A 13,333-nucleotide genomic window follows, 5' to 3' on the forward strand; every position below is an offset into this window, starting at 1 on the left:
ACAACATCCTCCTACTCTTTTAATCCATCCATTCTCCACCAACCAGATTGATCGATTGACCGGTTAGATAACTGGCCTTTTCTGTCAATAAGAATACCGCCGCATTGATAACGTCTTTCATCTCTACCAAACGATGCATCGGGATATTCCCTTTGAAATAATCCATGACTTCTTCCGGATCGATGTTTCGTTTTCTAGCGTACTCATGTTTCAGTTTTTCCCACATCTCGGTATAAACGATTCCCGGGCAAATTGAATTGACTCGAATATTTTGATCGGCAAACTCTTTGGCGATCGATTGTGTCAGTCCTTGTACCCCAAATTTGCTCGCGCAATAAATAGTCTGCCATGAGCTGGCCTTTTTCCCTGATAAGGAAGACATATTGAGTATTTCACCCCCGCCATGTTCAAGCATACGTTCTATAGCGATCTGACAACACAGAAAAGTCGCCTTCAAGTTGACGTCCATTGTCAGATCCCATAACTCCTCGGTACTCTCCAAAAAAGGTACCATCTTGGAAACACCGGCTGAGTTAACTAATGTGGTCAATGGACCATATTTTTCTTCGACACTTAGTATGCCTTTTTTGATTTCTGCTTTTGAAGTCACATCGATTTTATAATAAGCTGCGGCATCCCCAGCTTCTGCGACCAAATGGTTTCCTTTTTCCTCATCTAAATCAAAGATTGCTACTTTTGCTCCACGTGTGACAAAATCTTTTGCCATTGCGGCACCCATACCACTGCTGCCGCCTGTGATAACAATGACTTTTCCATCCATTTTTTCCATGTATTTGCTCCTACTTCAGATATTTATCTACACTGACTGGTTTGTCTTGCGGCATCACTTGGATGAATACGTTAACCTTTTTCTCAAGCAACGCGTTGAATTGTTCGTTTTCTTCCGCGCTCGTGGAAATGTTTTTGTATAAAACATTGCGCTCCGGCCGCGTCCCCATACCACCAACATCCACTTCCTCGATTTGAATCCCATTATCAACTAGATAATTTAACGCTTCTGGTCCCTTCACCAACAGAATCGTCGGCTCATCCAAGCCTTGGCTGAAGAATTGAACCCCTTCTTCTTTCGTAAAGATACCGATCGCGATTTCTTCGGGAATCGCCATTTCTAACACTTCAATCATATACTCATCATTGGCCGTTCCATCATCAACGATCACCACCTGATTGGCTCCTTTGTTTTTGATCCAAGCAGTCATAACTTGTCCATGGATCAAACGGTCATCAATTCTTGTTAATACTAAGTTTTGCACGCTGCTTCCGCTCCCCTCTACCGAATATCTTGCTTTGAATTCCCACACAATCTTCTGTTGTCGCTTTTTCCACCAAAGAATCTAATGTATCCTCTGCGGTTTTTCCCAGTGTCAATGACAATAACATCGGCATGTTCATCCCAGAGACGAGTCCAATTTTAAACTCTTTCGATAGATAAGCAGCACTTTGAAACGGTGTGCCGCCAGCAATATCTGAAAGAATCAAGAACCCCTGCTCTTTTTCTGAATAGGATGAAAGGGTGTCCGCCAATTTTTCACGATAACTCTCAGGAGCCTCGCCGGGAATCAAAGGCACTGCTTTGACTCCGAAGGTATCTCCCGCAATCATTTTTAAACTGCTCAATAAACCTTCACAAAACTCGCCATGACTGATTATGACCACATTAACCATTTGCCCACCTCATTTATTTTTAGCTCACATATCCTAAAATCCCCAGATAATAAGCCAGAATTCCAACTACAAAAATTGCGATAATGATATACAATGTATTGATTTTCTTCTTCAGCATCCACCATACTAATAACGTCAAGCCTAATGGGATCAAGCCTGGTGCCAATGAATCCAACACATCTTGAATCTTAGTAGTACCTTGCCCAACCTTAATCGCCAGTGGAGTGTTGACTGTTACGCGGCTTGCCGCCATTGCACCGACAACCATCAAACCGACGATACTAAACGAGTTGATGATTTTATCAATCGTGCCATTTTTCAAAATTTTCAATAAAGAGGTCTTTCCTTGCTTATATCCTGTCATAAACATAAAGTAACCGCAACCAAAAATTAGCGCTTCAAACACAACGAAGGACAAGATCGGACCTAAGTAGCTTCCTTCTAATGCCAGTGAACAACCAATCCCAAAAAGAATAGGGAACAAGATTCCTTGCATAACCGTATCACCGATCCCAGCGACCGGTCCCATCAACCCTGTTCGAACCGCATTGATATCTTTTGCCTCAACATCTTCACCGTTCGCTCGCGCCTCTTCCATTGAGCAAGCGATCCCGTTGATGATTGGTCCAATAGTAAATACTTCTGAGTTGTAAAAGACCATATATTTCTTTAACTCTTCCGCCTGTTTCTCGTTCGTATCATACAATTCGCGAATCGGGGTGATCATCAGGTTTGCTGCACCTAAGGCTTGTAACCGCTCATAGTTGTAGCACGATTCTGTACTCGTTGTCCATAACCACGTTTTCACCAAAGTGCTCTTAGAAAGCTTCTTAGTATATTCGGGAGCAACAGCCGGAGTATTTCCACGGTCATTTACCTGAGCGACTTCCACTGAATCAATTTTCTTGTTTACAGATAAGCGTTTTACTTTTTTCTTCTCGACTTTGTCTTCTGATTTATTATTACTGTTCAAATACATTACTAAAGCGATAATTGCTGAAAAGATCGAAATCGCGGTCATCCCCAAACCTGAATAAACGGTCAAAAAGAAACCAGCGAAAAACCAAGGAATCAACTTTTTCTTACCTAAATAATTCAACAACATAGCGATCCCTAGCGCGGGCATGATTCCGCCCACAACTTCCAGTGCGCTGATCACATGTTTGGGTACCATATCAATCAGTTGCTGCGCCCAGCCGCTGCCAGAATAGACAAGTAAGAACGCAGGAATCCCGTATAAGATAAATGCCATACACGCAGACGGAACAAAGTTCATTAGCCGTACGCCCCGCAAATTGCCCTGATCCAATAATTTATCGGCGCGATGAATCCAGGCCGCATTGACTGTCATGTAAATTTGATTCAAAAGCAGTCCCAGCATACTAAAAGGAATCGCAAATGTCACAGCCATTTTTGCATCTGCTCCAGACAAAATCGTCATCGCCGTTCCAAACACCCCTGCGACAATCGTATTACTCGGCATTGTTCCGCCCGCGGATATCCAACCTAGGTAAATCAATTGAATATTCGCACCAGCCATCATCCCTAACATTGGATCGCCCATAAACACACCGACCAACGTTCCGGTCGTTAATGGATAGACTAAACATTTTGTTACAGGACCAAAAAACCACCACTGACCCATCGTTGCTAAGATTGCAACCAAAACTGCTGATATTACCATTATATTTCCTCCCTAATGTTCTTTGCTTAAATAAACCATCACTTTCCCTTTTCGTGAATACTCTAACGCACGTAGTTCACTGCCGATTTCCTCCAAGCTTAATTCCGCGCTGATGATACTTTTTGTATCCAGCAGCCCGCTTTCTAAAAGTTTGACGGCTCTTTCAGAAGTATGCGGATTTAAAAATGACGTATAGATGCTTAGTTCCTTGGTGTACGCCTCAAATTGATTGAAGGAGACTGGCTCCTCGGGATCACCCAAACCGAATAGCAAAACCTTGCCATTTTTTCCCGCAATCTTGATCGCCTGTTCCATAGTTTGTTTCAATCCGATACATTCGACAACATAATCAATGTTTAGCTCTTTCGAAAGAGCTTCGATCTCCTGATCGGTCACAGCCAACGACGCTCCTAGTTTTAAAGCCAATTCTCGTTTTTCCGCTTCTCGTTCAACCACTATAATTTCACCAGCACCGCTGTACTTGATCAGTTGCAGCATCAGTGAACCGATCGCCCCCATGCCGTACATGACGACAGTTTTTCCGCTTTGAATCTGAATCAGATCCAAGCCGTGGATCGCGCAGGATAACGGCTCTGTAAAAGCCGCTGTCTCTAAATCAAGCGAGTCAGCGATTGGATACACATTTTGCTCTGGCGGATAAACATATTCTGAAAAACCTTTAGCCACGCCATGACGTTCTAAACAAAAGTTTGGAAAGCCCTGCTGGCACCAGCTGCATTTTCCGCAGCCGTAGCTGGGATCGCAGGCCACGCGATCACCAGGTTTGAAATACTTGCACTCCGGGCCGACGGCGGTCACTATCCCTGAACATTCATGGCCTAAAATGATCGGCGGAACAACCACGCTTGCACCATTTTTTCCTTGAAACTTATGGACGTCCGTTCCGCATAAGCCGCACCAAGCGACACGGATCTTTACTTGATCCTCAACAGGTTCATTCTCTGGAATATCTCTCACTTCATAGGTGTAATCGCCTACATAATATCCTGCTTTCATTTTTCTTCCTTTCACTCACTCATATTTTTGAATAAGTTGATTTTCCGAGCCACGATCGCTTCAATCGTTTCTAAACAAGGAACCACATTATCCCGATTTGAAACATTTTCCTTGTGTGTCTCGTAGCATTCCTTTGATTTTCGATTCCAACCAACTAATAGTTCTGTACCGACATTGAACTTGCGAATCCCCAGCTCGATAACTCTTTTCACATCGTCATCCTTCACACCAGTCCCGCCATGAATGACTAAAGGAATGTCAACGGCCTTTTTGATTTTCTCCAATTGTTCAAAGCTGATATCCGTTTTCGACATATATTGACCATGATTGGTACCGATCGCCACAGCTAACGCATCAATTCCGGTCTCAGCGACAAAGGCAACGGCATCTTTCGGATCAGTATAGAAAACTTCATCTTGGCTGACGACCAATCCGTCTTCCGTTCCACCCACGGTCCCTAATTCAGCCTCAACACTTACTCCGTATTCTTTGGCAAAGTTGACGACTTGTTTGGTTCCTAAAATATTTTCCTTAAAAGGCAGCGACGACCCATCGAACATGACTGAACTGTAGCCTGCCCGAATCGCTTTTCGAATTTCAGCAAAATCTTTGGCGTGGTCTAAATGTAAGACAACATCTACTCCATATTCTTCGGCCATTGATTTACAGACCGCAACGAGATTGCGATGACCGACATAGTTTGCTGTGCCGCAGCTTGTTTGGATGATCACTGGGGTCTTTTGTTTTCCAGCTGCTTCGATGATTGCCGGCAGCATTTCCAAGTTGTGAGTATTAAAGGCCCCAATCGCCATATTCAGGTGATTTGCCTCAGTTAAAACTTCTTTTAAAGTAACGTACATCAAAAACTCCTCCTAAGCGTTATCTGAATCCCTAACAAAAAAGATGGCCATCTTCTTATATCTTCTGCAAATATAAAAATGTTAGAATATACGTACGTTTGATTCATCTCAATCATATAATGCCTCATTTGGAAAAGCTATACGCCGAAAAGGAAAACCCTTACAGCTTTTCGCGGATTTTGGGAAATCCTGAAAATCCATTCATGCTAAACTATGGGAGAATGAGATAGGAGGAAGATCATGATCATTGATATAAAGAAAGAAGTTTATCAGAGTCTGTCAGAATCAGAAAAGAAAGTAATTGATTTCTTGAATCGAAATGAGCAGCTTATTCCTGAACTGTCTATTACAAAAATCGCAGAAAAAACCTTTACCTCTTCTGCCACGATTTCAAGAACCATTCAAAAATGCGGTTTCTCAGGCATCAGCGAACTGCGCTACAAAATTTCTCAACAAAAAGAATCAGCCGAATCAGCCAACGCGCCCTATGTTGTCAATAATATTTTGGCAAAATCATATCGTGAGTGCACGGAGACGATCAATTCAATCAGCTCTACAGACATTTATCAAACGATCGAATACCTCAAAAATGCCGATCGAATTTTCATTTGCGCCCGTGGCTTCACTGCCCTGATTGCTGATGAACTGCAGATGTATCTGCAACTATTGGGCTATAATGCGATCATCGTCAAGGACGTTATGTGGATGAAAAAATTTCATCGCATCATTACGTCAAAGGATACCCTAGTCATTATCTCGCTTAGAAACAGCACGCCTGAACTAGCAATAACAGCTAAGGCTGCTCGCGATTGTGAGGCCAAAGTAATCACTATATGCTGCAAAACACCCACCGAACTTGAAAAGTATTCTGACATTACCTTGGTTGGGCACTCCGAAAAAATTATGGAGGCCAGTGAACAAATCGTCTATTCACGAATTCCATTATTAATCATCACTCGAACCATTATTGAATATATCGGTTTATAACTTCGTTTTGAGAAAGGGGTAAGTATGAGTATTTTATGCGTCGGCCAAGCAGTTTATGATTTAACTTTTCCTGTAAATGAACCGTTAGTAGAAAATCAGAAATATCGCATTCCCGATCGTCATGAATGCATGGGAGCACCCGCAGCCAACGCCGCTTATTTGTGCGGTTCTTGGGGGGCTGAAGCGGCTTTGATCGCCCGAGTTGGTGAGGATTTATTTGGACAAGAGATTGTTCAAACCTTAGCCGTAGGCGGAGTTGACGCCGCTTCTATTTATTGTGATCCTAAGCAAGCGACGAGTATAAGCTGTATCGTTGTCAATCAGCAGAATGGCCATCGCACAATCTTGAATTCACCAATGAGAGAGCAGCGATTTCCGATCGTCTGGCCAGATAAAGAGCCACAAGTGTTACTCGTAGACGGTCATGAACTGAGCGCCGCGTTAGAAGCTATCAAAAAATATCCGACCGCCCTATCGATCATGGATGCTGGGACCTATAAACCAGAATTAGCGAAATTAGTGCAAACAGTCGACTACTTGGTTTGTTCTGAGGACTTTGCCTATCAAGCTACTGGAATCCCTATTCAACTTGATGGACCTGATCAAATAAAGGAAGTTTTCAAGCAACTTCGCACACTTAATGGAAATCAATTAGTGATTACGATCGGTGATCAAGGCTGTCTCTGGCAAGAACAAGAAATAATTCATCACGTTCCCGCTTTTAAGGTAGCACCAGTAGATACGACTGGTGCCGGGGATATCTTTCATGGTGCTTTTGCCTTCTGCTTGGAACAAAAAAAATCACTGAGAGAGACTATCATTTTTTCTTCTGCCGCCTCTGCCTTCTGCTGACCCTTTTTCGTTCCGCCTTTTTTATTTGTAGTTTTTCTCGGAATCATCTTTCTTTCCACAACTACTTCGATCTCGCTATAGATCCGTTTTGACTCCACCAGTTGCGTGAAACGGCGAACGCCATTGTTTTCGAAAATGGGCAGTGTCGTCAGGATCTCTAAAAGGGCCTTAAAGTCTTTTTTATCCTTCAAAGGATCTGCATCCCGCAATGTCCATTTATGATTCTTGCCATTCGCATCTTTGAAAACCGATTCGATGGCAACCTTTCGATCATCAGTTAATTCTTTTCCAATATTGGGTTTCATCATTTGATCGTAATGGGACCGTGCTGCTTTTGTGTACTTGAAATAGCTTGTCTTATTCTTGAATAGTCGACCGACAACTGTCTCCCATTCTTCTTTCGTAAAGTAATTTTGAAAATAGGAGCACTTCTTTCTTAAAAGATCATTCGGTTCAGCAAAAAGGAACAGGTCTCTGATCAGTTCGTCCAAGAAAAGAGCAAAGTCATTGACTGTTAATGCATTTCTGATTAATATCGCTATCGTGTAATCCAGTACTGAAGCCACATCAAGTGTATCGTAATAGTACTGGGGAATTTTCTTCACTAGATTCTCTCTTTTCATTCCAAAAAGTTGACGTTGATTCAGTTTCTGTTCGCTCATCTCTTTCCCTGCTTTCTTTCTAATTATATAAATCGCTTTCATTTTTTCCTACAAGAAAATCATACAACTAGAATGATTATTAATCCAACCCAAAATAATTATTATTTTGAAATAATTATGCAAACTCAGATAGAGTATTTTTCTAACTCATCATTGAAGGCAAGACACTCTTAAAATAACAACAAAAAGAAAAGCATCTGACTATTCAACTGCGATTTTCTATTCTCAGTTAATTTATCGAATTCCATTTCACTATTTTCGATAACGGTCGTTTTCTAAACTGCTAAAAACCTGCTAGTCCCTTCTCCCCGTTTCACTAGCTTTGCTTTCACGTACTTGATCATTCGAGAACAGTTCTCATTCTCATTTGACTAATTATTCACAAAGAGCCCACTATTTTTGATATACTTATTTTATATACAATAACTTTTTGACTGGAATTAGTTGTGATCATGTAGGGAATTTAGTCAACCTTATGAAAGGAGGATACAAAAATCAATGAGTACAGAAGCAGTGTTTGAATTTATCGAAACTGAAAGTCAGCATCAAGAATTTCTAACGAGTATAGAGAATCTGAAGGGACAGCGCGGTGCCCAGATGCCGGCCCTGCAAGAGGCTCAAAGAATCTATGGTTATTTACCTATCGAAATTTCGAAAAGGCTTTCAAAAGAACTAGCTCTTCCTCTCGAAGAATTGTACAGCACAGCAACCTTTTATGCTCAATTCACTTTTGTGCCAAAAGGCGAGTATACGATTAGTGTGTGCATGGGAACGGCCTGCTATGTTAAAGGCGCCGGCGACATTTTGGATTCGTTTTCGACCGAGCTGAAGATCGCACCGGGGGAAACAACCGAGGATCGTAAATTTACCTTAGAATCATGCCGCTGTATCGGTGCCTGCGGTCTAGCGCCCGTACTAACCGTTAATGAGGAAGTTTACGGTCGTTTATCTAAGAAGAAAGCAGACAAAGTGCTGGTTACGTATCTAAAGAAAGAATAAGTAATCGTGAAGGTTGTTCCTTTAGAAACTAGTACATAACCAAATGCTCGAGAAATTTTTTGAAAATTTGTTGTTGTCGACTGAAGCCTCTAGAGTCAGGAGTAAAAAATATGAAAGATTGGAATGAGTTAACGGAACTTCGAGACACCCACCGTCAAACAATCACGATGCGCTTAGATGATCATGATGCGGCAGAAAATCAGTATGACAAAGAGATACTCGTCTGTGCAGGAACGGGATGTATTTCATCTAAGAGCAGTGAATTCGTTGACGCGTTAAAAGAGGAATTAGCTAAAAATGAGTTAACAGAAAAAGTAAATATCGTGAAAACCGGCTGTTTTGGCCTGTGTGCGCAAGGTCCGATTGTCATTATTTATCCAGAAGCTGTCTTTTATCACCAGGTCCAGCCGAAGCACGCAAAGAAAATCGTGTCAGATCATTTAGTTAAAGGTAAATTAGTCGAAAAATTACTGTATCACGACAATGAGACCAAGGAAATCATCAATAAACTAATGGATACTCCCTTCTATCATAAGCAAAAGCGTGTTGCTTTACGAAATTGCGGACGAATCAATCCAGAGAAGATCGAAGAATACATTGCCTTTGACGGCTATCAAGCTTTAGCCAAAGTAGTGAATGACTATTCTCGTGACGATGTTTTGAGCACCCTGGAAACCTCGGGCTTAAGAGGGCGCGGCGGTGCCGGCTTCCCTACATTTATGAAGTGGTCATTTGCTAAAGCTAGTCAATCAGATCAAAAATACGTCATCTGTAACGCCGATGAAGGCGACCCGGGTGCCTTTATGGACCGTTCAGTCCTGGAAGGCGATCCGCATGCAGTCATTGAGGCAATGGCGATCGCGGGTTATACGATTGGCGCAAACCAAGGCTATATCTATGTCCGAGCGGAATACCCGATCGCCGTTAATCGTTTGCGAATCGCGATTAAGCAAGCTCGCGAGGAAGGCGTACTCGGTGACCATATCTTCGGCAGTGATTTCTCCTTTGACCTAGATTTGCGTTTAGGTGCTGGAGCTTTCGTGTGCGGTGAAGAGACCGCACTGTTAGAGAGTATCGAAGGACATCGCGGCGAACCACGGCCACGTCCGCCATTCCCTGCAGTCAAAGGACTGTTTGGAAAACCGACGATCGTTAACAACGTGGAGACATTCGCCAATATTCCCCAGATTATTCTCAAAGGACCGGAATGGTTCGCTAGTTTCGGAACGGAAAAATCAAAAGGAACGAAAGTATTCGCCTTAGGAGGCAAGATTCAAAATACTGGATTGGTTGAAATCCCCATGGGTACCACTTTACGAGAGATCGTCGAAGACATCGGCGGCGGTATCCCTAATGGTAAGAAGTTTAAAGCGGCTCAAACCGGAGGTCCGTCAGGTGGTTGTATTCCACCCGAGCATTACGATGTTCCAATCGATTATGAGAACTTGAAAAAGATCGGTTCGATGATGGGATCTGGCGGCTTGATCGTTATGGATGAAGACAACTGTATGGTCGACATCGCAAAATTCTTCTTGGAATTCACCGTAGAAGAAAGCTGCGGCAAATGTGTGCCCTGCCGCGTCGGTACAAAACGGCTGCTGGAACTTTTAGATAAAATCACAATGGGCAAAGCAACGTTGGATGATCTGGACAAAATGGAAGAACTTTGCCACCACATCCAGGAAAATTCTCTTTGCGGTCTAGGGCAAACAGCACCAAATCCTGTGCTTTCTACCCTTCGCTATTTTAGAGAAGAATACGAAGCCCATGTCTTAGAACATCGTTGTCCATCTGGCGTCTGTAAAAATTTGATTCAATACCGGATCTTGCCAGACAAATGTACCGGCTGTCGGGCATGTGCAAAAGGCTGTCCAGTTAGTGCGATCAGCGGTGAAGCCAAACAAATCCATGAAATTGATCAGTCGATCTGTACCAAGTGTGGTTTATGTATTGATACTTGTCGCTACGATGCGATCACGGTCATATAGGAGGTGGAGCAAGTGAAAGAAGTTATGATAACAATCAACGGAAAGATCTGTACTGCTCCCGAAGGATCGACGATTCTCGAAGCAGCACGAAAAAATAATATTGAGATCCCTACCCTGTGCTTTTTGAAAGAAATCAACGAAATCGGCGCTTGCCGTATGTGTGTGGTCGAGGTCAAAGGGGCCCGCAGCTTAGTGACTGCTTGTGTCTATCCGATCAGTGAAGGCATGGAGATCACGACGAATTCGAAAAAAGTATTCGACTCCCGCAGAGTCACGCTAGAATTGATTCTCTCAACCCACGAACGCAAATGTCTTTCTTGTATCCGCAGCGGAAATTGCGAGCTGCAGAAACTTTGTAAAGAATTCAACGTTGCCGATGAAGATTATTTCAATGGGGAAAACTGTGAATACGAATTTGACGACAGTGCCGTGCACATGGTGCGCAACAACAATAAATGTATTCTTTGCCGCCGTTGTGTGGCTGCTTGTTCGAAATGGCAGGCAGTCGGCGTGATCGGGCCAAATGATCGCGGCTTCAACACTCATATCGGCAGCGCTTATGAACAAAACTTAGGCGATGTGCCATGTATTTCCTGCGGACAATGTATCGTTGTTTGTCCAACGGGGGCAATTCATGAAAAAGACCAGACACAAGAGGTTTGGGAGGCCTTGGAAGATCCAACGAAGCATGTGATCGTTCAGACCGCCCCATCTATTCGGGTAACTTTAGGCGAAGCCTTCAACATGCCGATCGGTACTAACGTTGAAGGCAAAATGGTTGCCGCTTTACGGCGAATTGGTTTCGATAAAGTCTTCGATACCAACGTAGCCGCTGACTTTACCATCATGGAAGAGGCCAATGAATTCTTGGAACGTGTCGGAAATAACGGTCCATTCCCTATGTTCACATCTTGCTCACCAGGCTGGGTCAAGTATTGTGAACACTACCATCCCGAATTGATCCCTAACCTATCAACCTGTAAATCACCGCAGCAAATGTTTGGCGCCTTAGCAAAAACTTGGTATGCCGAGAAGGAAAGCATCGATCCAAAAGATATTTTTGTCGTCGGCATCATGCCTTGTACAGCGAAGAAATTTGAAGTGACGCGGGAAGATGAAGCAGCGGCCGGCTACTCGGATTGTGATGTGGCACTGACTACTCGCGAATTGGCTCGGATGATCGATAAGGCCGGTGTCCGCTTTGTGGAATTGGAGGATGAATCCTTTGACAATCCGCTAGGCGAAGCGACTGGTGCCGGTTATATCTTCGGTGCTACTGGCGGTGTTATGGAGGCCGCCCTAAGAACAGCGGCAGAAACTTTAGCCGGACATTCTTTGGAACAAGTGGAATTTACAGAGGTTCGCGGCATGAAGGGCATCAAAGAAGCAACCTATGAAATGAGCGGCGCAACGATCAATGTGGCGGTTGCCTCAGGAATCGGCAATGCCAAGAAATTGCTTAAACGTATCGAATCTGGCGAGAAATTCTACCACTTTGTTGAGATCATGGGCTGTCCCGGCGGCTGTATCAACGGCGGCGGACAACCTGTCCAACCAGCTTCGGTTCGCAACTTCGTCGATTTGAAAACAAAACGTGCGGCTGCTTTGTATTCCGAAGATAAAGGAAAAGGCCTGCGGAAATCAAACGATAGCCCGATCGTACAAAAGATCTATCAGGAATTCTTAGACAAACCAGGCAGTCTAAAGGCCCATCATATTCTCCACACCAGTTACCGTGATCGGACAAGAGTCAAAGTTTAGAACATTAAATAAGCGCCCAATCGAAAAATCGATTAGGCGCTTATTTTTTCTGATTGATTAATGAGCTCTCTGACGATTCAACGCTTTAGATAGGACCGGAACAACTAAAATGGATAATCCCCCGCCGATCAAAGCCGTGATCAATTGCGGGAAGGAAAATGCTCCTGAAACCATCGCCGCTTTCGGCGCCGGCATCTTCAACAAAATAGGAACAACAAATTGAACGATCGACAGATACAATACACCAAATTTTGCTACTGCACCAATCACTGTCGCCAAAACAAAATTCGTGATACTTTGCTTCTTGTTATACCCTGCAATAAAGTGCCAGATCGTTACCAAGACCGCATTCCCAATCGCGATACAAAATACAATTTGCGGAAATGCGGGCCCAATCCCAAACATAAAAGCAAAAATCGGTGACAGCAAAGCAATGCTTATCCCACTTGCCAATCCACCAGTAGTCACCGCAACAATCAAGATCAGATTGACCAAAGAGCCGGTCACCAACGTATTCCCTAGACCAGAAGTTACAGCTTGAACAACGATCAGTAGCGCCAACAAAACACCGGTTTGAGTGATCCATAATGCTTTTCGATTCATATTTTCGGAGATTTCATTTGTAAACGGATTCACAAATAATCCTCCTTTCACTTCCCTTCTTGTATCGATTTACGTTCCTGCCTTTGAAGATGAGTAAAAAATGAATAAATACTAGCTATTTCTTAATAATATTGTACCAGATTTAAGGCACAAATTGAGAAAGCTTTTTATCCAATTTTTTTCTATTTACTATGCAGAATTGATCCTCGAATCAACCTTAAGTCCGAATAAAAA

The 13,333-nt window shown here is 43.2% G+C and carries 13 protein-coding genes; 5 read left to right on the forward strand and 8 right to left on the reverse strand.

The features are described from left to right. Nucleotides 1–19: 19 nt before the first annotated feature. From PGP85_RS15255 to PGP85_RS15280, 6 genes are read right to left on the reverse strand one after another with little or no spacing between them, the layout of a single operon-like run. The gene (locus PGP85_RS15255; protein ID WP_333490242.1) at nt 20–781 is read right to left on the reverse strand and encodes an SDR family NAD(P)-dependent oxidoreductase; all 762 of its coding nucleotides are present in this window, start codon (nt 779–781) and stop codon (nt 20–22) included. Nucleotides 782–800: 19 nt separating this feature from the next. Beyond that, nucleotides 801–1,274, reverse strand: a complete 474-nt coding sequence (locus tag PGP85_RS15260) for a PTS system mannose/fructose/N-acetylgalactosamine-transporter subunit IIB (RefSeq protein WP_270328346.1) — start codon at nt 1,272–1,274, stop codon at nt 801–803. Continuing rightward, on the reverse strand, nt 1,246–1,686 hold the full coding sequence (locus PGP85_RS15265; protein WP_251867226.1) for a PTS sugar transporter subunit IIA: 441 nt from the start codon (nt 1,684–1,686) through the stop codon (nt 1,246–1,248). The genes PGP85_RS15260 and PGP85_RS15265 overlap by 29 nt, the downstream gene beginning before the upstream one ends. A 19-nt stretch (nt 1,687–1,705) precedes the next feature. After that, a complete protein-coding gene (locus tag PGP85_RS15270) occupies nt 1,706–3,370 on the reverse strand; it encodes a PTS system mannose/fructose/sorbose family transporter subunit IID (protein ID WP_270328347.1) in 1,665 nt (554 codons plus the stop codon). Nucleotides 3,371–3,382: 12 nt separating this feature from the next. After that, nucleotides 3,383–4,387, reverse strand: coding sequence for a zinc-dependent alcohol dehydrogenase family protein (locus tag PGP85_RS15275; protein ID WP_270328348.1), 1,005 nt, complete (start codon nt 4,385–4,387; stop codon nt 3,383–3,385). An 11-nt stretch (nt 4,388–4,398) separates the two neighbouring features. Beyond that, nucleotides 4,399–5,247, reverse strand: coding sequence for a class II fructose-bisphosphate aldolase (locus tag PGP85_RS15280; protein ID WP_270328349.1), 849 nt, complete (start codon nt 5,245–5,247; stop codon nt 4,399–4,401). A 240-nt stretch (nt 5,248–5,487) separates the two neighbouring features. On the opposite strand from PGP85_RS15280, the gene PGP85_RS15285 reads away from it, so the two are divergent. Both PGP85_RS15285 and PGP85_RS15290 read left to right on the forward strand, forming a co-directional pair. After that, the gene (locus PGP85_RS15285; protein ID WP_270328350.1) at nt 5,488–6,234 is read left to right on the forward strand and encodes a MurR/RpiR family transcriptional regulator; all 747 of its coding nucleotides are present in this window, start codon (nt 5,488–5,490) and stop codon (nt 6,232–6,234) included. Between the two features lie 24 nt (nt 6,235–6,258). After that, nucleotides 6,259–7,086 carry a carbohydrate kinase family protein gene (locus PGP85_RS15290; protein WP_270328351.1) on the forward strand — a complete coding sequence of 276 codons (828 nt, stop codon included), beginning with the start codon at nt 6,259–6,261 and terminating at the stop codon, nt 7,084–7,086. Here the strand turns inward: PGP85_RS15290 and PGP85_RS15295 are convergent. Beyond that, the gene (locus PGP85_RS15295) at nt 6,999–7,748 is read right to left on the reverse strand and encodes a hypothetical protein (RefSeq protein WP_270328352.1); all 750 of its coding nucleotides are present in this window, start codon (nt 7,746–7,748) and stop codon (nt 6,999–7,001) included. The two genes, PGP85_RS15290 and PGP85_RS15295, sit on opposite strands and share 88 nt — an antisense overlap. 498 nt (nt 7,749–8,246) lie before the next feature. On the opposite strand from PGP85_RS15295, the gene PGP85_RS15300 reads away from it, so the two are divergent. From PGP85_RS15300 to PGP85_RS15310, 3 genes are all read left to right on the forward strand, one after another. Beyond that, the gene (locus PGP85_RS15300) at nt 8,247–8,747 is read left to right on the forward strand and encodes an NADH-quinone oxidoreductase subunit NuoE family protein (RefSeq protein WP_270328353.1); all 501 of its coding nucleotides are present in this window, start codon (nt 8,247–8,249) and stop codon (nt 8,745–8,747) included. Between the two features lie 110 nt (nt 8,748–8,857). Then, nucleotides 8,858–10,735, forward strand: coding sequence for an NADH-quinone oxidoreductase subunit NuoF (locus PGP85_RS15305; protein ID WP_270328354.1), 1,878 nt, complete (start codon nt 8,858–8,860; stop codon nt 10,733–10,735). A 12-nt stretch (nt 10,736–10,747) separates the two neighbouring features. Further along, nucleotides 10,748–12,496: an NADH-dependent [FeFe] hydrogenase, group A6 gene (locus tag PGP85_RS15310; protein WP_270328355.1), complete on the forward strand. Its 1,749-nt coding sequence runs from the start codon at nt 10,748–10,750 to the stop codon at nt 12,494–12,496. 57 nt (nt 12,497–12,553) lie between these two features. On the opposite strand, the gene PGP85_RS15315 is transcribed toward PGP85_RS15310, so the two are convergent. Continuing rightward, a complete protein-coding gene (locus tag PGP85_RS15315) occupies nt 12,554–13,099 on the reverse strand; it encodes an ECF transporter S component (protein ID WP_251867235.1) in 546 nt (181 codons plus the stop codon). Nucleotides 13,100–13,333 lie beyond the last annotated feature (234 nt).

This window comes from Enterococcus malodoratus (assembly GCF_027659535.1).
Lineage (GTDB): Bacteria > Bacillota > Bacilli > Lactobacillales > Enterococcaceae > Enterococcus_A > Enterococcus_A malodoratus.

What these genes read in the sequence shown, in the direction of transcription:
- PGP85_RS15305 (WP_270328354.1), top strand. Translation starts at nt 8,858, where the DNA reads ATGAAAGATTGGAATGAGTTAACGGAACTTCGAGACACCCACCGTCAA.
- PGP85_RS15270 (WP_270328347.1), bottom strand. Translation starts at nt 3,370, where the DNA reads ATGGTAATATCAGCAGTTTTGGTTGCAATCTTAGCAACGATGGGTCAG.
- PGP85_RS15300 (WP_270328353.1), top strand. Translation starts at nt 8,247, where the DNA reads ATGAGTACAGAAGCAGTGTTTGAATTTATCGAAACTGAAAGTCAGCAT.
- PGP85_RS15280 (WP_270328349.1), bottom strand. Translation starts at nt 5,247, where the DNA reads ATGTACGTTACTTTAAAAGAAGTTTTAACTGAGGCAAATCACCTGAAT.
- PGP85_RS15275 (WP_270328348.1), bottom strand. Translation starts at nt 4,387, where the DNA reads ATGAAAGCAGGATATTATGTAGGCGATTACACCTATGAAGTGAGAGAT.
- PGP85_RS15285 (WP_270328350.1), top strand. Translation starts at nt 5,488, where the DNA reads ATGATCATTGATATAAAGAAAGAAGTTTATCAGAGTCTGTCAGAATCA.
- PGP85_RS15315 (WP_251867235.1), bottom strand. Translation starts at nt 13,099, where the DNA reads ATGAATCGAAAAGCATTATGGATCACTCAAACCGGTGTTTTGTTGGCG.
- PGP85_RS15290 (WP_270328351.1), top strand. Translation starts at nt 6,259, where the DNA reads ATGAGTATTTTATGCGTCGGCCAAGCAGTTTATGATTTAACTTTTCCT.
- PGP85_RS15265 (WP_251867226.1), bottom strand. Translation starts at nt 1,686, where the DNA reads ATGGTTAATGTGGTCATAATCAGTCATGGCGAGTTTTGTGAAGGTTTA.
- PGP85_RS15295 (WP_270328352.1), bottom strand. Translation starts at nt 7,748, where the DNA reads ATGAGCGAACAGAAACTGAATCAACGTCAACTTTTTGGAATGAAAAGA.
- PGP85_RS15255 (WP_333490242.1), bottom strand. Translation starts at nt 781, where the DNA reads ATGGATGGAAAAGTCATTGTTATCACAGGCGGCAGCAGTGGTATGGGT.